Below are 21873 nucleotides of genomic sequence, written 5' to 3'. Positions count from 1 at the left end.
GTGACGACGAGTTGTGGAAATTGCGCCTTATAAATTCCATAACTCGGTTAATTGATAAGGATTTTTTGCTTCGTTTAACCTTGATTTATCACATTTTCGTTACTGTAATAAAGTAAATCAATGATGATAGGGGATTGCTTTGACGCTTAATGAAATCGTTACCCTTGTAACCGACTTTACTCGTGAAAATGAAATATGGGCTCTTCCTATTATTTTCTTTCTCGCGTTTGGTGAGTCATTAGCATTTTTATCGCTACTTTTACCTGCAACAGTCATTTTATTAGGGTTAGGCGCTTTAATCGGTGAAAGTAATATTACATTTTGGCCAATATGGCTTGCTGCCGCTTTAGGGGCATTTTTTGGGGATTGGCTTTCTTATTGGTTTGGTTTTCATTATAAAGAGAATGTTCGCAAAATGTGGCCGATTTCCCGTAACCCGCAAATGATAGATAAAGGGCATCGTTTTTTTGACCGCTGGGGGGTATGGGGGATTTTCTTTGGGCGATTTTTTGGCCCTCTACGTGCGGTTGTTCCCCTTGTGGCAGGGATTTGCGCGATGCCACAGCGTCATTTTCAACTGGCAAATATTGCTTCTGCGATGATCTGGGCATTTGGCATCTTGGCACCGGGTGCACTCGGTCTGAAGTGGTTTGCAAGTTGGGTAGGCTAAGCAAAGCTTGCGAAATGCTTCGCAAAATTTTCTCAGTATATGTAATTACCTCTGGACACTTATACAGTATCCAATTACCTTACACTGGGTTTTGTAAAGTAAGGGTGTAATCGTGGATACCTCTCTTTTATATGCAGTTATTGGTGTGTTGAGTGGCATTTTAGTGGGTGGCTTAGCAACGTGGTTTTCTATTGCTCAAAAAATAGCTCACAAAGATCAAGAGCTACAACAAATCAATCGGCAATTGGCGGCAAGTGACGAAAAAAGTATTCATCTTGCTCAATGGAAAGCAGAGTACGACAGGCTTGACCAAGAATTGCGCACACAACGGGATATCAATCGGGAACAAGAAGCCGAACTTCGTGAAGTCATTACCCGTTTTGAACAAAATCAGCTCGCAAATGAAGAAAAACAACGTATTTTACAAAACAGTGAACAACGATTGACTGCGCAGTTTGAAAATTTAGCAAACCGTATTTTTGAACAAAATGAACGTAGGGCGTCGGAACAGCAACAAAAAAGTTTATTGGCAATGTTATCGCCTTTTCGTGAACAACTAGAAGGTTTTCGCCAACAAGTTCAACAAAGTTTTGGTGAAGAAGCGAAAGAAAGGCATACCTTAGCGTATGAAATAAGGCAGTTGCAGCAGCTTAACAATCAGATGACCAAAGAAGCTGTTAACTTAACCCGGGCACTTAAAGGGGATAATAAAATTCAAGGTAATTGGGGGGAAACTATCCTCACTCGCATTCTTGAGGTTTCCGGTCTGCGGGAGGGAAGCGAGTTTGAAACCCAAGTCAGTGTCAATACAGGTTATAATACTCGCTATCAACCCGATGTTATTATTCATCTTCCTGAAGGTAAAGATGTGGTTGTTGATGCAAAAATGTCATTGGTTTCCTATGAACATTATTTCAATAGCGAAGACCCGCACGAACAACAACAAGCGCTAAAAAATCATGTTGCATCCATACGCAACCATATGCGTATGTTGAGCCGAAAGGATTACCATCAGTTACCCGGAATACGCTCTTTAGACTATGTTCTAATGTTTATTCCTATTGAACCTGCGTATTTGCTTGCTTTAAAGGAAGCTCCTGAGCTACTTGATGAAGGAATAAAACAGAATATCATGTTGGTTTGCCCGTCCACGTTATTAGTGGCTGTGCGAACTATCAATAATATTTGGCGCTATGAGCGACAAGGGCAAAATGCCCAAGAAATTGCAGAAAGAGCTGCAAAAATGTATGACAAACTACGCTTGTTTGTGGATGATATGCAGGTTTTAGGCTCCAGTCTTGATAAAGCGAATAATACTTACCTGTCGGCAATGAAACGTCTTGCACAAGGGCGAGGTAATTTAATTAGTCAGGCGGAAAGTTTTAAAGAGCTAGGGGTAGAAATTAAACAACCTATCGCGCCTCAACTTATTGAGCGCTCAGAGGCATCTAATTGTGCGGAATCTTAGACTTCTGATAGGGTTTTACCTCAAAGACTGTTACACTTCTAACAAAAGTTTGAACTATCAGCAGGCATAAGAGAAATGACTGAACCAACTAAAGAAACCATTGATTTTGGTTTCCGTACTGTCGGCAAAGAAGATAAAGCCGGTCTAGTAGCGAATGTTTTTCACTCTGTAGCATCAAAGTATGACTTAATGAATGACTTAATGTCATTTGGTATTCATCGTATCTGGAAACGTTTTACTATTGAAGCAAGTGGTGTCCGCCGTAATCAGCGTGTACTTGACCTTGCTGGTGGAACAGGTGACTTAACCGCTAAGTTTTCGCGTCTTGTGGGCGAAAAAGGTGAAGTCATACTTGCTGATATCAATGACTCAATGTTGAAGATGGGGCGCGAAAAATTACGTGATCTTGGCATTGTTGGTAATGTAAATTATGTTCAAGCTAATGCTGAAGAACTTCCATTTCCAGATGACCACTTCGATTGCATTACTATCTCTTTTGGTTTGCGTAACGTTACGGATAAAGACAAAGCACTGCGTTCGATGTTTCGTGTTCTAAAACCGGGTGGGCGTCTATTAGTATTAGAATTTTCAAAGCCTATTATTGAGCCATTGAATAAAGCGTATGATGCGTATTCATTTCACATATTGCCTCGTATTGGTCAGGCAATTGTGAACGACCCAGAAAGCTACCGTTATTTAGCGGAATCCATTCGTATGCACCCTAACCAAGAAACACTTAAAGGGATGATGGAAAACGCCGGGTTTGAGCAAGTCTCTTATACCAATATGACTGGTGGGATTGTTGCATTGCATAAAGGGTTTAAATTCTAAGATGGAAGCACCATCAACACATACCGAAAATCAAAATACAGTTTTGTACTCTTTGATAACAGCATTGATGGAAACCTCACTTAACCATATGTTGTTCAAAGAAAAAGTATTACAGCCTGCTAGGGTACGTTTAGCAGGCAAAGTGATGGCTATTGAGCTTAAAGAACTCAATAAAACGCTAACACTTATTTTTGCTGAAAATCATGTTGATGTATTAAGCGAATGGGTTGAACCCGCAGACTGTACAATTAAAACATCATTATTTACTTTAATTAAATTGAAAGATAAACAGCAGTTATCTCAGCTAATCAATCGTGGTGATATCGTGATTGAAGGGGATATGCAGATTGTTCAGCATTGGTCCTCATTGCTCGATTTAGCAATTTGGAACCCGGCACATTATCTTTCACCTTATATTGGTGATGTCGCTGCTGAAGGGCTTAGTAAACTCTTGAATAAAGGCGTTTGCTTCGCATCTCACTTAGTTAAAAGGCAAAAAACGTATGTGAAAGATGCATTAATTGAAGAATGGAAAATGGCACCTAGCCAACTCGAACTTGCTCATTTTAATGACAAAGTTGAGGAAGTAGAACATTCAATTAATACGCTCGAACAAAGGTTAAGTCTGTTGGAGGAGAAGAATGACACCCGGTGAAATAAAACGACTTTACTTCATTATTCGGGTTTTTCTCTCTTATGGACTAGATGAGTTAATCCCCAAAATTAAGCTTACGTTACCGCTAAGAATTGGGCGTTTAGGTTTTTTTTGGATTAGAAATCAGCACAAAGATAGGCCATTAGGCGAAAGGCTTCGTCTTGCATTACAAGAGCTAGGGCCCGTATGGATCAAGTTTGGGCAAATGTTATCAACCCGTCGTGACCTTTTCCCGCCAGCAATCGCAGACCAACTTTCATTGCTACAAGATAAAGTCGCTAGTTTTGATGGGAAATTAGCCCGAGGTTACATTGAGGATTCTCTTGGTGGGCCGCTAGAACAGTGGTTTGATGACTTTGATGAGCAAGCCTTAGCTTCAGCTTCAATTGCTCAGGTTCACACTGCGACGCTAAAAGAAAATGGCAAAGATGTTGTTATCAAGGTAATTCGCCCTGATATTCTGCCTATCATTAAAGCCGATATTAAGTTGATGTACCGTATTGCTAACTGGGTTCCTTTACTACCTGATGGTAGGCGTTTACGGCCCAAAGAAGTAGTGCGTGAATATGAAAAAACGTTAATTGATGAGCTAAACCTACTACGTGAATCGGCCAATGCGATCCAGCTACGCCGTAATTTTGAAAATAGCTCCATGCTTTACATTCCCGAAGTTTACCCAGACTATTGCCGTGAAAACGTTATGGTCATGGAACGTATTTATGGCATCCCCGTATCAGATATTACAGCGCTAAAAGCTCAGGGTACAAATATGAAGCTGCTAGCAGAGCGGGGGGTAAAGGTTTTTTTCACCCAAGTTTTTCGAGACAGTTTCTTCCATGCAGATATGCATCCCGGAAATATCTTTGTTAGCTATGAGCACCCTGAAGACCCCCTGTACATTGGTATCGATTGCGGGATAGTGGGTTCACTAAATAAAGAAGACAAACGGTATCTTGCAGAAAACTTTATTGCCTTTTTCAACCGTGACTACCGCAAGGTTGCTGAACTACATGTTGATTCAGGATGGGTGCCTCTTGATACAAATGTGGAAGATTTTGAGTTTGCTATTCGTACAGTTTGTGAACCTATTTTTGAAAAACCATTGGCCGAAATTTCATTTGGGCATGTTTTATTAAACTTGTTTAATACTGCACGTCGTTTCAATATGGAAGTACAACCACAGTTGGTATTATTACAGAAAACATTACTGTATGTGGAAGGGCTTGGGCGTCAGTTATACCCTCAGCTTGACTTGTGGAAAACGGCAAAACCATTCTTAGAAGATTGGGTTCACAGCCAAGTGGGGCTACCCGCCATTACTCAGGCATTGAAAGAAAAAGCGCCTTACTGGGCAGAAAAGATGCCTGAAATTCCTGATTTAATATATGGCGCATTGCGACAACATAAGTTTTTACAATCGAATATAGACCAGTTAACACAACAGTTGAAAAGTCAGCGCAATAAACAGCGTAAATCCCATTATCTTCTAGGTGTGGGGGCGACTTTTATTTTGTGTGGTAGCTTATTTTTTATTTCTGATTTTACACGGCTTGCGGTCGTATTTATGGCGGCGGGTGCCCTATCTTGGGTAATTGGTTGGTGTAAAGCGGGCGATAATTAAGTAAACTTTGTTTTGCGACAAGTTTATAAGGCTGTGAACATTTCCGTATTTAGTGTTGGTTGTATATAATAGATATAACAACAATTGATCCCAAAACTATAGAGGTATTAACAATGGAATCAACTATTGCAATGGCTGCTTTCGGTAGTCCTTGGCAACTAATCATCATTGCTTTGCTTATTATTTTAATTTTCGGCACCAAAAAATTACGTTCATTAGGTTCTGATTTAGGTGAATCACTTAAAGGTTTCAAGAAAGCGATGAGTGATGATGAAAAGGCAAAAGTTGAGCAAGATAAGCAAGATGCCGACTTTGCGACTAAGAACATTACTGAACAACAGGCTTCTGAAAAAAAAGAAAGCCCAGTTGAGAGCAAAAACAAAGAGCAGGGTTAAACCGTGTTTGACATAGGTTTTAGTGAGCTGTTGCTTGTTACAGTTATTGGTCTTGTAGTCTTAGGTCCTGAGCGCTTACCAGTGGCAGTGAGAACTGTCGCTGGGTGGATACGTGCTATGCGTTCAATGGCAGCGAATGTACAAAATGAGTTATCACAAGAGCTGAAATTACAAGAGCTGCAAGACACTCTGAAGAAAGTAGAAGAGAAAGCTAACTTAGAAGCGCTTTCCCCGGAACTTAAGCAGTCCATGGAAGAGCTGCGTACAGCAGCACAGTCATTGAAAAGCGGCTATCAAGCAACAACCAGCGATATCGAAACAGAGTTAAATAAAGCAAAAGAGATCACTGACAGTTATGATAGTGCTGTTAAGGATGCTGAAAACAAGGCCCCAGAGGCCCAAGAATCAGATCCTGACCCTGAGCATGCAGCTAAGATGGCAGCGGTTGTTGAGGATAAAACACCTGAAGCTCCTACAACAGTGAAAACGGCTGAGCCGCTCGATGCTAAAGTAAAGAACTCTAATCAAACTGAAAGTGAAAAATAACACATGGCTGTAAATGATACACAACCACTTATTAGCCACCTCATTGAACTCCGTAAACGGCTAATGAACTGTTTAATTACAGTTTTGATCGTTTTTGCTGCGCTCGCTTATTTTTCAAATGATATTTACCGGCTGGTAGCAGCCCCTTTGATTGATAAGTTGCCAGTGGGCTCTCAAATGAGTGCGACGGATGTGGCGTCAACCTTCTTTACCCCTATTAAACTGACGATGATGGTTTCGGTTTTTGTATCGATACCAGTTATTCTCTATCAAATTTGGGCATTTATAGCGCCGGCCTTATACAAGCATGAACGCAAACTCATGTTGCCTTTGCTTGTTTCAAGTAGCTTTTTGTTTTATTTAGGGATGGCATTTGCTTACTTTGTTGTTTTCCCATTAGCTTTTGGCTTTTTTGTAAAAACAACACCAGACAGCGTTAACTTTATTCCGGACATCAGTAAATATCTTAGTTTTGTCATGACATTATTTATGGCTTTTGGTGCTGCATTTGAGGTACCAATTGCAATTATTTTACTGTGTTGGACTGGGGTAACTACACCTGAATCATTAAAACGTAAACGTCCATATATTTTGGTTGGGGCATTTGTTGTAGGGATGTTTTTAACCCCACCAGATGTCCTTTCTCAGACTTTACTAGCAGTCCCAATGTATTTGCTATTCGAGTTGGGGGTATTACTGTCTAACTTTTATGTCGGCAAAGGTCGAGGTCGACAAGAAGAAGGTACTGAGGAAGAAGAGTCGTAAGTAGGTTTTAGGTCATATTAGGCTTAATGACAGCCCATAGAGAACCCTTCATTGTTGAAGGGTTTTTTATGGGCACGATTTTTAGTCAGTTGATTTTTTAAATTGAGTATTATCAACAATTTTAGGGACACTTTTGTTCAATATATTCAGTAGAAGAATTGAACGATATTCTCCATTTGGCTCATCAAAGATAGCTTGAACCCCCGCAAAAACCCCCTCGGTAATTGTGACTTGATCTCCATGTTTTGGCATATCAGGGGCTATGGAATGACTAATAGGGTTTTGTTGTAATAACTTAATGATTTCATCAGGGACTTCAGCGGGTAATTGGCCAAACCGAATAAAATGGCTGACCCCACGAGTTGATTGGATAGTCGTAGTATGAATTTCGTTGTGATCAAACTTTACGAACAAGTAATTAGGGAATAAAGCTTCTTGCACCTTAGTTCTTTTTCCTCTGACCACTTTTTCCATTTCTGTCATGGGCGTCATACAGATAACACTCTGCCTATTTAGATGCTCAATAGCACGCTCAATTTGCCCTCGTTTGCAATAAAGCAGATACCACTTTTCCATTTTTCGAATCTCGCATGACAAAATTATGTTTATGATAACAAATTACGACATAACAGTGTGACTATTGAGTAGTAGCACAATATTATTGGTATTCTGAAGCTTATATTAATCGAATATGGACTTTAGGTAACTGTAATATAAAAAGCAAATCAGTAGGAGACATGATGGATATCTTTTTGTTGAGTAATGGTAAGCTGCCAGGTAACCCTGTATGGCTAAGCTATGCTCTACCTCGTATCAAAGAAATGATTACACGTAAAAATGTAAAGTCAGCTGTTTTAGTTCCTTATGCGATCCTTCGTGGCTCACATGATGAAAGAGCAGAGCAACTATCGGAAGCTTTAGGGATAAACGTTACTTCCATTGAGCATTTTGCGAGCCCAGTAGAGGCGATTGAACAAGCTGAGTGTATCTTAGTGAGTGGTGGCAACACTTGGTGGCTCAACAAGTGTTTACATGAAAATGGCTTGGTTGTTGCTATTCAGCGCGCTGTTAAAGAACGAGGAGTCCCTTACATAGGTTGGAGTGCGGGGTGTAACGTTGCGACTCCAAGTATTCGTACTACTAATGATATGCCCGTAAGTAATGCTGTAATTATGCCTTCTCTAGGGTTATTCCCTTTACAAATCAACCCCCATTATATTGATGCTCATATTTCTGGGCACATGGGCGAAACGCGTGATGAAAGGTTGCAAGAATTTTGTGTAATTAATCCTCATGAGGTTGTTGTTGCTCTGCGAGAAGGGAGTGGGATGCAGATCAAAGGTAATGAACTTCATTATTTCAGTGGAAAAGATCAAGGTTTTAAACTATTTCAGCACAACAAAACATTCTCAGAGCAGTTTGATACATTATTATTAGAAAAATTAGTCCCTTTTGATTGCCAGTAAAATGGTATACTTGACCAGAAAAAGATTGATTATTAAGTGTTTTAGGTAGTAACTTGTAACCTTGGCCGGACGTCTTATAATGGGACTCCCTCTGTAACAGTAAAAGAAGATAATGAAATATCGTGACCTTAGAGATTTCATCGCGCAGCTTGAAAAGCAGGGCGAACTAAAACGTATTACAATGGAAGTCGATCCCTACTTGGAAATGACTGAAATTGCAGATCGTACACTAAGAGCAGGGGGACCGGCCCTATTATTTGAAAATCCCAAAGGTTATAACATGCCTGTCCTATGCAACTTGTTTGGGACGACAAAACGCGTTGCTATGGGGATGGGGCAAGAAGATATCAAAGCCTTACATGATGTAGGTAAATTGCTCGCATTTTTAAAAGAGCCTGATCCTCCGAAAGGTTTTCGTGACCTTTTTGATAAGCTACCAAAATTCAAACAAGTATTGAATATGCCAGCAAAGCGCTTAAGTTCAGCGCCTTGTCAGGAACAAATTTGGGCTGGTGATGACGTAGACATCACCAAAATACCCGTTATGCATTGTTGGCCAGAAGATGCGGCACCGTTAATAACATGGGGGCTAACTGTCACCAAAGGGCCATATAAAGAAAGGCAAAACTTAGGTATTTATCGCCAGCAAGTACTTAGTAAAAACAAAGTTATCATGCGTTGGTTGTCTCATCGCGGTGGTGCTCTTGATTTTCAAGAATGGTGCCAAGCTCATCCAGGTGAAAAATTTCCGGTAGCCGTAGCATTGGGGGCTGACCCGGCAACAATTTTAGGGGCGGTAACCCCTGTGCCTGACACGTTATCAGAATATGCATTTGCAGGCTTATTACGTGGTAATAAATCAGAGGTCGTAAAATGTATATCTAATGACCTCGAAGTTCCGGCGGGTGCCGAAATTATTCTTGAGGGCTATATTGAACCGGGTGAAATGGCACCTGAAGGGCCTTATGGTGACCACACAGGTTATTATAATGAGATAGATAACTTCCCTGTGTTTACTATTACTCATGTGACTCAGCGCCGCGATGCAATTTATCATTCAACTTATACAGGGCGGCCACCTGATGAACCAGCGGTACTTGGTGAAGCCTTAAATGAAGTTTTAGTACCTATCCTACAAAAGCAATTTCCAGAAATTGTCGATTTTTACCTTCCACCTGAAGGTTGTTCATACCGGCTTGCTGTCGTAACAATGAAAAAACAATATGCGGGGCATGCAAAAAGAGTAATGATGGGAGTCTGGTCATACCTGCGCCAATTCATGTACACTAAATTTGTTATTGTTTGTGATGATGATATTAATGCGCGTGATTGGAAAGATGTTATCTGGGCAATTACAACCCGAATGGACCCTGCCCGTGATACCGTTATGATGGAAAATACGCCGATAGACTACTTAGATTTTGCTTCACCTGTATCAGGGTTAGGTTCAAAAATGGGGCTTGATGCAACCAATAAGTGGCCAGGTGAAACGGATCGCGAATGGGGACGTCCTATTGTTATGACAGATAACGTAAAATCCCGTATTGATGACATTTGGGAACAATTAAATATTTTTGAAAAATAAGAGGGGAACCATGGCAACTCTAAGCTGTAAAGTTACATCTGTCGAATCGATTACGGATACGGTTTATCGGGTTATATTGTTGCCAGATGGTCCTTTTCATTTTAAAGCAGGTCAATATTTAATGGTCGTAATGGACGAAAGAGACAAACGACCATTTTCAATGGCTTCTACCCCAAAAAATAAAGAAACGATTGAATTACATATCGGAGCTTCTGAAATCAACCTGTATGCTATGGCTGTTATGGACAGGATTTTAGAACAAAAACGCATCGATATTGATATTCCTCACGGTAAAGCTTGGTTTCGCGAAAACAGCAGCAATGGCATGATTTTAATTGCAGGGGGGACAGGGTTCTCTTATACCCACTCAGTACTGCTTGCTGCATTAGCTGAAAATCCTAATCGTGACATTACTTTCTATTGGGGAGGGCGTCAGTTGGAGCACCTGTATGACCTTGGTGAATTACAAGCACTGAGTGAAAGCTACCCTAATTTGAAAATCACCCCTGTTGTAGAGCAACCTGATGAATTATGGCGTGGTAGAACAGGCACTGTTCTCAGCGCAGTGTTAGAAGATTTCGGTGATTTATCCAATCATGATATCTATATTGCAGGGCGTTTTGAAATGGCGAAAATTGCTAGGGATCGTTTCTGTAATGAACGCAATGCTAGGGCCGAGCAGTTGTTCGGTGACGCTTACGAATTCATTTAACCCGTCCTAGTTCAAATTGTAGGGGTGTTGGCTTCGCTCATTCGCCCTAGTCACATACTTATGTATGCTCCTAGGGTCTCATTCACTTGCCGCCTACCTACAATCTGAACTATGAGGGTTAAACTCGTCTGGTATCTGCATGAAATCAGGTTAGTTTCAAATTGTAGGGGGGCTAGCTTTGCTCATTCGTCCTAGTCACATACTTATGTATGCCCCTAGGGTCTCATCACTTGCCGCCTACCTACAATCTGAACTATGAGGGTTAAACTCGTCTGGTATCTGCATGAAATCAGGTTAGTTTCAAATTGTAGGGGTGTTGGCTTCGCTCATTCGCCCTAGTCACATACTTATGTATGCTCCTAGGGTCTTATTCACTTGCCGCCTACCTACAATCTGAACTATGAGGGTTAAACTCGTCTGGTATCTGCATGAAATCAGGTTAGTTTCAAATTGTAGGGGGGCTAGCTTTGCTCATTCGCCCTAGTCACATACTTATGTATGCTCCTAGGGTCTCATTCACTTGCCGCCTACCTACAATCTGAACTATGAGGGTTAAACTCGTCTGGTATCTGCATGAAATCAGGTTAGTTTCAAATTGTAGGGGTGTTGGCTTCGCTCATTCGCCCTAGTCACATACTTATGTATGCTCCTAGGGTCTTATTCACTTGCCGCCTACCTACAATCTGAACTATGAGGGTTAAACTCGTCTGGTATCTGCATGAAATCAGGTTAGTTTCAAATTGTAGGGGGGCTAGCTTTGCTCATTCGCCCTAGTCACATACTTATGTATGCTCCTAGGGTCTCATCACTTGCCGCCTACCTACAATCTGAACTATGAGGGTTAAACTCGTCTGGTATCTGCATGAAATCAGGTTAGTTTCAAATTGTAGGGGTGTTGGCTTCGCTCATTCGCCCTAGTCACATACTTATGTATGCTCCTAGGGTCTCATTCACTTGCCGCCTACCTACAATCTGAACTATGAGGGTTAAACTCGTCTGGTATCTGCATGAAATCAGGTTAGTTTCAAATTGTAGGGGTGTTGGCTTCTCTCATTCGTCCTAGTCTCATACTTATGTATGCTCCTAGGGTCTCCTTCACTTGCCGCCTATTGATAACCTAAACTATGAGAGGCTATTTGGTTAGAAAAAGGCAAAAAAAACCCGCCCCTGACTAGGCGGGAACATCGACAAAATGCAATGTTTGTGAAAATTACGGCTAAACACGTTCAATAATAGTGGCGATACCTTGACCAAATCCGATACACATAGTTGCTAAACCAAACTGTTTATCTTTAAGCTCTAATTGATTAAGTAAAGCGGTGGTGATCCTTGCACCTGAGCACCCTAATGGATGACCGAGGGCGATAGCACCTCCACTAAGATTTACTTTTTCGTCTAATTGATTCTCTGATAATTTTAAACCTTTCATGCAGGCTATTGATTGAGCTGCAAAAGCTTCATTTAGTTCAATAATATCAATATCATTTAAAGACAACCCAGCGCGTTTTAATGCAAGTTCGCTTGCTGGTACTGGCCCATAACCCATTATTGATGGATCACAGCCAACTACTGCCATTGCTCGTACTCTAGCTCGTGGCTTAATCCCTTGCTGGCTAGCATAGCTTTCACTCGTTAGCAGCATTGCGGATGCCCCATCAGATAGGGCTGATGAGTTCCCTGCCGTGACTGTACCACTGACCGGGTCAAATGCTGGTCTTAGAGCAGCTAGGCCCTGAAGGCTAGCATCAAAGCGGATGACCTCATCATAATTTACAGAAATAAGATTACCATTAGCGTCATGCCCGCTAATAGGGACAATTTCATTACTAAATTTCCCATTTTCTGTTGCTAAAGCAGCAAGTTGGTGAGATCTCAAGGCAAATGCATCTTGTTCTTCACGGCTAATTTTGTACATTTTTGCTAGCATTTCAGCGGTAAGGCCCATTGCGCCTGCGGCTTTGGCAACTCGTAACGTCAGTTTAGAGTTGAAATCTATACCATGAGTCATGGGGACATGCCCCATATGCTCGACGCCACCAATTAATACTGAGTTTGCATCGCCTGTCATGATGAGTCGGCTAGCATCATGTATTGCTTGCATTGATGAACCACAAAGGCGATTAACAGTCACAGCTGGAACAGTGTGAGGTATATCCGTGAGCAATGCCGCGTTCTTGGCAATATTAAACCCTTGTTCTAAGGTTTGTTGGACACAACCCCATATGATGTCATCTAACTGTTTTTTACTTGCATTTGGATTGCGTTCAAAAATAGCATTCATAAGGTGCGCAGATAGGTCTTCAGCCCTGACATGGCGAAATACCCCACCTTTTGAACGGCCCATTGGTGTACGTATTCCATCAATAATGACGACATTTTCCATAAAATTAACCCCTCGCAACTTTTTTGACATCAACGGCCACAACAGGTGGTTGTGGGTAATATCTAGCATTAGTAACTGCTTTTTCTTTTAAACCTTCAGGTGCCTGATAAAGAGGGCTTAAATGCTCTAAAGATTCTGCTGTTTTGAAATAAGACTGGCTACCCAAAGTATCTAAGTAGCAGAATGCGCCACCTCTAAATGGTGGGAACCCTAGACCATACACGAGAGCAATATCTGCATCTGATGGGCTCTGAATAATGCCTTCTTCTAAACAACGGACAACTTCATTGACCATTGGGATCATCATTCGAGCAATAATTTCTTCTTTGGTAAAAGAACGTTTTGTTGAGCAAATAGAAGCGAGTAGTTCATCTGTATGAGGGTCATTAACTTTTTTCGGCTTACCTTTTTTATCTTTTTCATATAGATAAAAGCCCTTGCCATTTTTTTGACCAAAACGCTGCTGTTCAAACATCACACTTATGGCATTTTTGCCTGTTTTACTCATACGCTCAGGGAAACCTTCGGCCATGACTTGTTCAGCATGGAAAGCAGTATCAATACCGACAACATCGAGAAGATAAGCAGGGCCCATAGGCCAACCAAATTCTTTCTCCATGATTTTATCTATTTCTCTAAAATCAGCCCCATCTTGCAAAAGTAAATTAAAACCTGCGAAATAAGGGAAAAGGACTCGGTTAACAAAGAAACCAGGGCAATCATTAACGACAATTGGGGTTTTCCCCATTTTATTCGCATAGGCAACAACTTTGGCGATAGTATCTTCAGATGTTTGTTTCCCTCTGATAATTTCAACTAATGGCATACGGTGTACTGGGTTGAAGAAATGCATTCCACAGAAATTTTCTGGGCGTTTTAGTGAGCTTGCAAGTGTCGAAATTGGAATGGTAGAGGTGTTTGATGCTAATAAGGTATCAGGGGCAATAAGGGATTCTACCTCAGTGAGCACAGCGGCTTTAATTTTGGGGTTTTCAACAACAGCTTCAACGACGATTTGGCTGCTTTCAATACCTGAATAGGATAATGAAGGGTGTATAGCAGCTAATGTGGTTGCCATTTGTGCAGCGGTGATTTTCCCTCTTTCAAATTGCTTGTTTAACAGCTTTTGTGCTTCCTCAATCCCTAACTCTAATGATTTCTCATTGATATCCTTCATTAAAACTGGCACGCCCCTACTGGCGGACTGATAGGCAATGCCTCCACCCATAATCCCAGCACCAAGCACTGCGGCATGCGTTGGAGTACTAACATGTTGTGAGAGTTTTTTGCTATTAGATTTAACATGTTGATCATTCAGAAAAATACTGACTAATGCGCGAGCAACATCACTATGGGCGAGAGGTACAAAAGCTGCGGTTTCATGTTTTAATGCTTCATCTCGTGCACAGTTTGCTGCTTTTTCAATTGTATTTACAGCAGCCATTGGCGCAGGGTAATGTTTCCCAGCAGCCTGATACACCATTCCTTTTGCCACATTGAAACTCATTGTTTGTTCAATAGGGCTTAATTGTAATGGCTCTAGTTTTGGTTGGCGTTTTTTCTGCCAATTTAGTGCACCTGCAATAGCTGATTCAATGATAGTCAGTGCAGATTGAGGTAAGAGTTGGGTATCAACAACAGCGTCGATAAGACCAAATTTTAATGCTTGAGCGGCATTGATATCTTTACCTGCGGTAATAATTTCTAAGGCACTATCTAAACCGATTAGACGAGGCAGACGTACGGAACCACCGAACCCAGGCATAATACCAAGTTTTGTTTCAGGAAGCCCAATTCGAGCGTCGGGTGATGCGATACGAAAATCAGTGGATAAAACGCACTCACAGCCACCACCTAAAGCATAGCCATTGATAGCGCAGATAGTAGGAACTGGCAAATCTTCAATGCGGTTAAAAATGGTATTGGCATATTGTAACCAATTACTTAGCGTTTCTTTTGATGCCTCAAATAGAGATAAAAACTCTTTAATATCAGCTCCAACAATAAACGCTGGTTTATCAGAACGGAAAATAACACCTTGCAGATCGGTTTGCTGCTCTAGAACAGTCACGGCTTCATCAAGTGAAGCAACGGTGTGGGTATCCAATTTATTAATCGGCCCTGGTGAGTTAAAAACCAGTTCTGCAATCCCTTTTTTCAACCATTGAATATAGATTGTTTCACTTTGATAAAGCATTCTGCTCTCCTTTACATGGTAATGGTATCTGGTATGACCAGATGAAATGAGTGTGACCAGAATGTTAATCAATTGCAAATGGTTAATGACAAAAATGGAATGCGGGTCACAGCAATTAAGCGAAATAATAATGAATTAAAATGATATTATCATTATTTATCAATATATTAAGTTAGGTTTGCAATAGAGTGCATATCCGTTAATTTCAGAACGTGGTAAGCTTGAATTTTCTAATTAATGCTGAAAGGTTGAAAGAAATGGAAAAATTGACTGCACTCTACGCTGAACATATTAAAACGTTACAATACAGAACTCAGCAAGTCTTACAGCGCAGCAAATTAGATGCCATATTGATTCATTCAGGTGAACCCCTACGCATCTTTCTTGATGATAGTGATTACCCTTTTAAAGTTAATCCTCATTTTAAGTCTTGGGTACCTGTTACTGATGTCCCACATTCTTGGTTACTCATTGATGGGGTAAATAAGCCTAAATTATGGTTTTATTCGCCAGTTGATTATTGGCATAGCGTTGAGCCATTACCAGATGGTTTCTGGACTAAAGACATTGACTTAATCCACCTAAAGAATGCGGACGATATCAAAGGGTTTCTGGCGAATATCCAAAAAGACAATATTGCCTATATCGGCTCTGCAACAGCAAGAGCGGAGTCATTAGGCATCTCTTTGCATAATATCAACCCAAAACCGGTTTTAGACTATTACCATTTCCATCGTTCATATAAAACAGACTATGAGCTTTACTGTATGCGTGAAGCACAAAAAATGGCGGTGAATGGGCACCTTGCAGCACTTGAAGCATTCCGTGCAGGAATGAGTGAATTTGATATTAATATCAGTTATTTACAGTCTACTGGTCATCGAGATACCAATGTGCCATATGGTAATATTGTTGCTCTAAATGAAAATGCAGCCGTACTGCATTACACCAAGTTGCAGCAAACAGTTCCTAATGAATTACGTAGTTTTCTGATAGACGCTGGTGCAGAGTACAATGGCTATGCAGCTGATATTACTAGGACTTATGCCGCAAAAGGCAAGGATGAATTTGCTGAATTAGTGGCGGATGTAAATAGCGAACAGCTTTCATTAATTGATACAATTAAAGCTGGGGTTCGTTATACCGATTATCACGTGGATATGCATCATAGGATCGCAAAAATCCTCGCTAAACACGATATTATAAAAGGTATTAGCGAAGAATCGATGGTCGAAAATGGGTTAACAACACCATTTTTACCTCATGGCTTAGGGCACCCTTTAGGGCTGCAAGTGCATGATGCTGCTGGCTTTATGCAAGACGACAGCGGGGCTCACCTTGCTGCTCCGAAAATGTATCCTTTCTTGCGCTGTACTCGTGTATTAGAACCTAAAATGGTATTAACAATTGAACCAGGTCTGTATTTCATTGAATCTTTACTCGCTGAGTGGCGAAATGGTGAATATAGTCAGCATTTTAATTGGGATAAAATAGAGTTCTTTAAACCTTATGGCGGTATTCGTATTGAAGACAATATAGTGATCCACGCTAACCGAATTGAAAATATGACTCGAGACTTACATTTACGTTAATGAAACCTTATTTAATACCAGCAGAAACGATTTCGTTTACTGAAGAAATTAAAAAAAGTCGTTTTATTACGTACTTAGCACATACCGAGGGTATTGAAGCGGCAAAAGATTATATCCAATCGGTTAAAGCTCAATATCCAGATGCTCGGCATCATTGCTGGGCATTTGTTGCTGGGCGTCCTGATGACTCGCAACAATTAGGTTTTTCTGATGACGGCGAGCCAACAGGAACGGCTGGCAAACCCATTATGGCACAACTTTTGGGAAGCAACTTAGGGGAAGTCACTTGTGTCGTTGTGCGTTATTTTGGTGGGATAAAACTGGGGACTGGCGGGTTAGTTAAAGCTTATGGTAATGGTGTACAGCAAGCACTGAAAATTTTACCAACACAAACTAAAGTGCCACAAAAAGTGTTTAATTTAGTATGTGATTACTCATTGGTTAATGCAATTGAGCAGCTACTTATTCAGGTGAATGGCGTGGTTTTACACAGTGATTATAATGAAGCTGTCTCTTTGCAAATTGCAATTCCTGCTACCCTTCAGCAGGAAGTCAATGATAAATTACGCGATATAAGTCGTGGTGCCTTGTCGCTCACGCCAGAATCGGAATAGTAAACAGCTTTAGCAAGGAATCTGCCGAATGCATTTTCGCGCAATAACCCGTATTGTCGGGCTGCTAGTCATCATTTTTTCATTTACCATGGTTATACCAGGTATTGTGGCGCTAATTTATCGCGATGGCGCAGGGCGAGCCTTTAGCCAGACTTTTGTGACTGCGTTATTGATTGGTCTTTTTTTATGGCTACCTACGCGTAATAGCCGTCATGAACTTAAGGCAAAAGAAGGCTTTCTTATTGTCGTATTATTTTGGACTGTTCTGGGGAGTGTTGGGGCATTACCTTTTATCTTTTCAGAGAGACCAAACCTTTCCGTTACTGATGCTTTTTTTGAATCATTTTCGGGGTTAACCACTACTGGCGCAACAACGCTAACAGGGCTCGACTCGTTACCTAAAGCAATATTATTCTATCGGCAAATGCTTCAATGGCTTGGCGGTATGGGGATCATTGTACTCGCCGTTGCAATCTTGCCTCTACTGGGTGTTGGGGGGATGCAGTTATATCGAGCGGAAATGCCGGGGCCTTTGAAAGACAATAAAATGCGCCCACGTATTGCAGAAACTGCAAAGACGTTATGGCTTATTTATGTATTGCTAACGATTGCTTGTGCTGTTGCTTTGTGGGTAGCTGGTATGGATGTTTTTGATGCTATATCCCATAGTTTCTCAACAATTGCTATTGGTGGTTTTTCTACACATGATGCAAGTGTAGGTTATTTTAATAGCCCAGCGATTAACACCATCATTGGGGTATTTCTGCTCATCTCTGGCTGTAATTTTGGTTTACACTTCGCTGTATTAACTGGGCGTAGCCTTGGCATTTATTGGCGTGACCCTGAATTTAGAATGTTTATTAGCTTCCAGTTTGTTCTAGTCGTGATCTGTACTTTAGTTTTAATGTATCACTCAGTTTATGGTAGCTTTGGGCAAACGCTCGATCAGGCATTTTTCCAAGTTGTATCAATGGCGACAACTGCTGGTTTTACAACAGATAGCTTTTCGGGGTGGCCACTTTTTTTACCGATGCTTTTATTATGTGCGGCATTTGTTGGTGGGTGTGCAGGGTCAACTGGGGGCGGGCTAAAAGTTATTCGCATTTTGTTACTCTTCTTGCAAGGTTCTCGGGAACTAAAACGTCTGGTTCATCCAAATGCGGTATACACGATTAAGTTAGGCCAAAGAGCGCTCCCTGAAAGAATTATAGAAGCGGTATGGGGGTTTTTCTCCGCATATGCTTTGGTTTTTATTGTCAGCTTATTACTTTTGATAGCAACGGGCGTTGATGAGTTTTCTGCTTTCTCTGCTATAGCCACCACATTAAATAACTTAGGCCCGGGTCTAGGAACAGTTGCTGACAACTTTACCTCTATGAATCCAACTGGGAAATGGATATTAGTTGTGACTATGTTATTTGGGCGTTTGGAGGTCTTTACTTTATTGGTACTGCTGACACCGACTTTCTGGCGTGAGTAATTGAGTACAACCTAATATAGAAATGATAATAATCTAGGAACGATGATGAGCTATTTACTTTTACATTCCAGTACGGATGGGCAAACAAAAAAAATTATTTTAAAGATGGCTGAGCAGCTACGGACATTAGGTCGAGAGTGTGATATTCGTGATTTAAACACTGAGCAAAGCTTAAATTTGGCGGCTTATGACAAAGTATTGGTGGGGGCATCGATTCGTTATGGTCATTTTAATAAAAAGCTACTTCGTTTTGCGACTACTCACCAAAACCAATTGAATTCAATGAACACAGCCTTCTTTGCTGTAAATCTTACAGCAAGAAAAGAAGGGAAAGACACAGTAGAAACAAACGCATACACACGTAAGTTTTTAGAAGCTTGCCCTTGGAAGCCAACATTAAAGTCTGTTTTTGCTGGAGCCCTCTTTTATCCACGTTATAAATGGTTCGATAGAACTATGATCCGCCTAATAATGAAAATGACAGATGGTCCGACTGACCCAAATACTGAAATTGAATACACTAATTGGGAGAACGTTACCCAATTTGCTAGTGAGTTTGATAAACTGTAGGTCTTTTTATCAACAAAATGCAGCAGGTTTGCACGATTTGTTTAATAAATCAGCGCTTGAAAAGAAATATTAAAAAAACACTTGCTAGATTTTCTGGGCTCCCTATAATGCGCATCCGTTGTCACGATAAACCGGCTCGAAGAAAACCTCGAAGCCTTGTGATAACAGAGGTGAGAAAGAAAAAGTTGAAAATAAACGCTTGACTTTCTAAATAAAAAACGTAATATACGTCACCTCGCGACAACGACCTAAGTTAATTAAAACTGAGTCGAATTTCCAAAAGAAATGTCGCAACGCTCTTTAACAATTTATCAGACAATCTGTGTGGGCACTCACAGGACACTATCAAAAAAATATTTGATTTTAAGTCTTGAAGAGTGACTAACACGTTAATTCATATATATGAAATAAGGTAGTAACGCTTATTTTGGAAGGATAACGCGAAGGCAAGCAGAGATAACCCGAGACAGTACTTAGGTACGGCGAGGGGAAGCGATGTGAAGCCGACAACGTTAGCCGAACAAAAGAACGTTACGGTCAGTAAGACATTCTTTGAGCATCAAGCTACTTTTAATTGAAGAGTTTGATCATGGCTCAGATTGAACGCTGGCGGCAGGCCTAACACATGCAAGTCGAGCGGTAACAGGGGAAGCTTGCTTCTCGCTGACGAGCGGCGGACGGGTGAGTAATGTATGGGGATCTGCCCGATAGAGGGGGATAACCACTGGAAACGGTGGCTAATACCGCATAATCTCTTAGGAGCAAAGCAGGGGAACTTCGGTCCTTGCGCTATCGGATGAACCCATATGGGATTAGCTAGTAGGTGGGGTAATGGCTCACCTAGGCGACGATCCCTAGCTGGTCTGAGAGGATGATCAGCCACACTGGGACTGAGACACGGCCCAGACTCCTACGGGAGGCAGCAGTGGGGAATATTGCACAATGGGCGCAAGCCTGATGCAGCCATGCCGCGTGTATGAAGAAGGCCTTAGGGTTGTAAAGTACTTTCAGTCGGGAGGAAGGCGTTGATGCTAATATCATCAACGATTGACGTTACCGACAGAAGAAGCACCGGCTAACTCCGTGCCAGCAGCCGCGGTAATACGGAGGGTGCAAGCGTTAATCGGAATTACTGGGCGTAAAGCGCACGCAGGCGGTTGATTAAGTTAGATGTGAAATCCCCGGGCTTAACCTGGGAATGGCATCTAAGACTGGTCAGCTAGAGTCTTGTAGAGGGGGGTAGAATTCCATGTGTAGCGGTGAAATGCGTAGAGATGTGGAGGAATACCGGTGGCGAAGGCGGCCCCCTGGACAAAGACTGACGCTCAGGTGCGAAAGCGTGGGGAGCAAACAGGATTAGATACCCTGGTAGTCCACGCTGTAAACGATGTCGATTTGAAGGTTGTTCCCTTGAGGAGTGGCTTTCGGAGCTAACGCGTTAAATCGACCGCCTGGGGAGTACGGCCGCAAGGTTAAAACTCAAATGAATTGACGGGGGCCCGCACAAGCGGTGGAGCATGTGGTTTAATTCGATGCAACGCGAAGAACCTTACCTACTCTTGACATCCAGAGAACTTAGCAGAGATGCTTTGGTGCCTTCGGGAACTCTGAGACAGGTGCTGCATGGCTGTCGTCAGCTCGTGTTGTGAAATGTTGGGTTAAGTCCCGCAACGAGCGCAACCCTTATCCTTTGTTGCCAGCGATTCGGTCGGGAACTCAAAGGAGACTGCCGGTGATAAACCGGAGGAAGGTGGGGATGACGTCAAGTCATCATGGCCCTTACGAGTAGGGCTACACACGTGCTACAATGGCGTATACAAAGAGAAGCGACCTCGCGAGAGCAAGCGGAACTCATAAAGTACGTCGTAGTCCGGATTGGAGTCTGCAACTCGACTCCATGAAGTCGGAATCGCTAGTAATCGTAGATCAGAATGCTACGGTGAATACGTTCCCGGGCCTTGTACACACCGCCCGTCACACCATGGGAGTGGGTTGCAAAAGAAGTAGGTAGCTTAACCTTCGGGAGGGCGCTTACCACTTTGTGATTCATGACTGGGGTGAAGTCGTAACAAGGTAACCGTAGGGGAACCTGCGGTTGGATCACCTCCTTACCATTGAAGTGTTTTTGTGAAGTGCTCACACAGATTGTCTGATAGAAAGTAGAGCAATAGGCTATACGTGGGAGACTTACTTGAAAGAGTAGGACTTGCATGAGATACCGCAGCAGTATGTGCAATATCTTGTGTCCCCTTCGTCTAGAGGCCTAGGACACCGCCCTTTCACGGCGGTAACAGGGGTTCGAATCCCCTAGGGGACGCCAATT

At 41.8% G+C, this 21873-nt stretch carries 18 protein-coding genes, 1 tRNA gene and 1 rRNA gene; 17 read left to right on the top strand and 3 right to left on the bottom strand.

Annotated features, from left to right (window positions below; translation table 11 throughout):
• Positions 1 to 139 precede the first annotated feature (139 nt).
• From M1F14_RS00430 to tatC, 8 genes are all read left to right on the top strand, one after another.
• Positions 140 to 670 (top strand): DedA family protein, encoded by a 531-nt coding sequence (locus M1F14_RS00430; protein ID WP_042848830.1) that lies wholly within the window; start codon positions 140 to 142, stop codon positions 668 to 670.
• 112 nt (positions 671 to 782) lie between these two features.
• Entirely contained in the window at positions 783 to 2138 is a 1356-nt protein-coding gene (rmuC, locus tag M1F14_RS00425; protein ID WP_048608629.1) for a DNA recombination protein RmuC, read from the top strand.
• 75 nt (positions 2139 to 2213) lie between these two features.
• Positions 2214 to 2969 carry a bifunctional demethylmenaquinone methyltransferase/2-methoxy-6-polyprenyl-1,4-benzoquinol methylase UbiE gene (ubiE, locus tag M1F14_RS00420; protein WP_042848829.1) on the top strand — a complete coding sequence of 252 codons (756 nt, stop codon included), beginning with the start codon at positions 2214 to 2216 and terminating at the stop codon, positions 2967 to 2969.
• A 1-nt stretch (position 2970) separates the two neighbouring features.
• Positions 2971 to 3624 (top strand): SCP2 domain-containing protein, encoded by a 654-nt coding sequence (locus M1F14_RS00415; RefSeq protein ID WP_042848828.1) that lies wholly within the window; start codon positions 2971 to 2973, stop codon positions 3622 to 3624.
• Positions 3611 to 5245 carry a ubiquinone biosynthesis regulatory protein kinase UbiB gene (ubiB, locus tag M1F14_RS00410; RefSeq protein ID WP_042848827.1) on the top strand — a complete coding sequence of 545 codons (1635 nt, stop codon included), beginning with the start codon at positions 3611 to 3613 and terminating at the stop codon, positions 5243 to 5245. The genes M1F14_RS00415 and ubiB overlap by 14 nt, the downstream gene beginning before the upstream one ends.
• Positions 5246 to 5358: 113 nt before the next feature.
• On the top strand, positions 5359 to 5640 hold the full coding sequence (tatA, locus tag M1F14_RS00405) for a twin-arginine translocase TatA/TatE family subunit (protein ID WP_042848826.1): 282 nt from the start codon (positions 5359 to 5361) through the stop codon (positions 5638 to 5640).
• A gap of 3 nt (positions 5641 to 5643) precedes the next feature.
• The gene (tatB, locus tag M1F14_RS00400) at positions 5644 to 6186 is read left to right on the top strand and encodes a Sec-independent protein translocase protein TatB (RefSeq protein ID WP_042848824.1); all 543 of its coding nucleotides are present in this window, start codon (positions 5644 to 5646) and stop codon (positions 6184 to 6186) included.
• A 3-nt stretch (positions 6187 to 6189) separates the two neighbouring features.
• On the top strand, positions 6190 to 6951 hold the full coding sequence (gene tatC / locus M1F14_RS00395) for a Sec-independent protein translocase subunit TatC (RefSeq protein WP_042848823.1): 762 nt from the start codon (positions 6190 to 6192) through the stop codon (positions 6949 to 6951).
• An 81-nt stretch (positions 6952 to 7032) separates the two neighbouring features.
• On the opposite strand, the gene rfaH is transcribed toward tatC, so the two are convergent.
• A complete protein-coding gene (gene rfaH, locus M1F14_RS00390; RefSeq protein WP_042848822.1) occupies positions 7033 to 7527 on the bottom strand; it encodes a transcription/translation regulatory transformer protein RfaH in 495 nt (164 codons plus the stop codon).
• A gap of 164 nt (positions 7528 to 7691) precedes the next feature.
• Between rfaH and pepE the strand changes: the two genes are divergently transcribed.
• From pepE to fre, 3 genes are all read left to right on the top strand, one after another.
• Complete coding sequence (gene pepE, locus M1F14_RS00385; RefSeq protein ID WP_042848821.1) at positions 7692 to 8417, top strand: dipeptidase PepE; 726 nt, start codon at positions 7692 to 7694, stop codon at positions 8415 to 8417.
• Between the two features lie 112 nt (positions 8418 to 8529).
• Complete coding sequence (ubiD, locus tag M1F14_RS00380; protein ID WP_048608622.1) at positions 8530 to 10002, top strand: 4-hydroxy-3-polyprenylbenzoate decarboxylase; 1473 nt, start codon at positions 8530 to 8532, stop codon at positions 10000 to 10002.
• A gap of 10 nt (positions 10003 to 10012) precedes the next feature.
• Complete coding sequence (gene fre / locus M1F14_RS00375) at positions 10013 to 10714, top strand: NAD(P)H-flavin reductase (protein ID WP_042848819.1); 702 nt, start codon at positions 10013 to 10015, stop codon at positions 10712 to 10714.
• A 1216-nt stretch (positions 10715 to 11930) separates the two neighbouring features.
• Here the strand turns inward: fre and fadA are convergent.
• Together fadA and fadB are read right to left on the bottom strand one after the other, a co-directional pair.
• Positions 11931 to 13097, bottom strand: coding sequence for an acetyl-CoA C-acyltransferase FadA (gene fadA, locus M1F14_RS00370; RefSeq protein WP_042848818.1), 1167 nt, complete (start codon positions 13095 to 13097; stop codon positions 11931 to 11933).
• Between the two features lie 4 nt (positions 13098 to 13101).
• The gene (gene fadB / locus M1F14_RS00365) at positions 13102 to 15294 is read right to left on the bottom strand and encodes a fatty acid oxidation complex subunit alpha FadB (protein WP_181469069.1); all 2193 of its coding nucleotides are present in this window, start codon (positions 15292 to 15294) and stop codon (positions 13102 to 13104) included.
• 257 nt (positions 15295 to 15551) lie between these two features.
• Here fadB and pepQ point away from each other — a divergent pair, with 257 nt between their 5' ends.
• The 6 genes from pepQ (at position 15552) to M1F14_RS00335 (ending at position 21870) form a co-directional block, all read left to right on the top strand.
• Positions 15552 to 16886 carry a Xaa-Pro dipeptidase gene (gene pepQ / locus M1F14_RS00360; RefSeq protein WP_042848816.1) on the top strand — a complete coding sequence of 445 codons (1335 nt, stop codon included), beginning with the start codon at positions 15552 to 15554 and terminating at the stop codon, positions 16884 to 16886.
• Positions 16886 to 17500 carry an IMPACT family protein gene (locus M1F14_RS00355; RefSeq protein ID WP_042848815.1) on the top strand — a complete coding sequence of 205 codons (615 nt, stop codon included), beginning with the start codon at positions 16886 to 16888 and terminating at the stop codon, positions 17498 to 17500. Before pepQ ends, M1F14_RS00355 begins: the two co-directional genes overlap by 1 nt.
• Positions 17501 to 17528: 28 nt before the next feature.
• The gene (gene trkH, locus M1F14_RS00350) at positions 17529 to 18980 is read left to right on the top strand and encodes a Trk system potassium transporter TrkH (RefSeq protein WP_042848814.1); all 1452 of its coding nucleotides are present in this window, start codon (positions 17529 to 17531) and stop codon (positions 18978 to 18980) included.
• A gap of 45 nt (positions 18981 to 19025) precedes the next feature.
• A complete protein-coding gene (gene hemG, locus M1F14_RS00345; protein WP_071547685.1) occupies positions 19026 to 19550 on the top strand; it encodes a menaquinone-dependent protoporphyrinogen IX dehydrogenase in 525 nt (174 codons plus the stop codon).
• A 571-nt stretch (positions 19551 to 20121) separates the two neighbouring features.
• A 16S ribosomal RNA gene (locus M1F14_RS00340) occupies positions 20122 to 21661 on the top strand.
• 133 nt (positions 21662 to 21794) lie between these two features.
• Positions 21795 to 21870, top strand: a tRNA-Glu gene (locus tag M1F14_RS00335).
• Positions 21871 to 21873: the final 3 nt, after the last annotated feature.

It is taken from the genome of Providencia sp. PROV003 (assembly GCF_045040775.1).
Taxonomy (GTDB): Bacteria; Pseudomonadota; Gammaproteobacteria; order Enterobacterales; family Enterobacteriaceae; genus Providencia; species Providencia huashanensis.
Note: the sequence above shows the minus strand (reverse complement) of the source record. Positions and strands in the feature narration are given on the sequence as shown.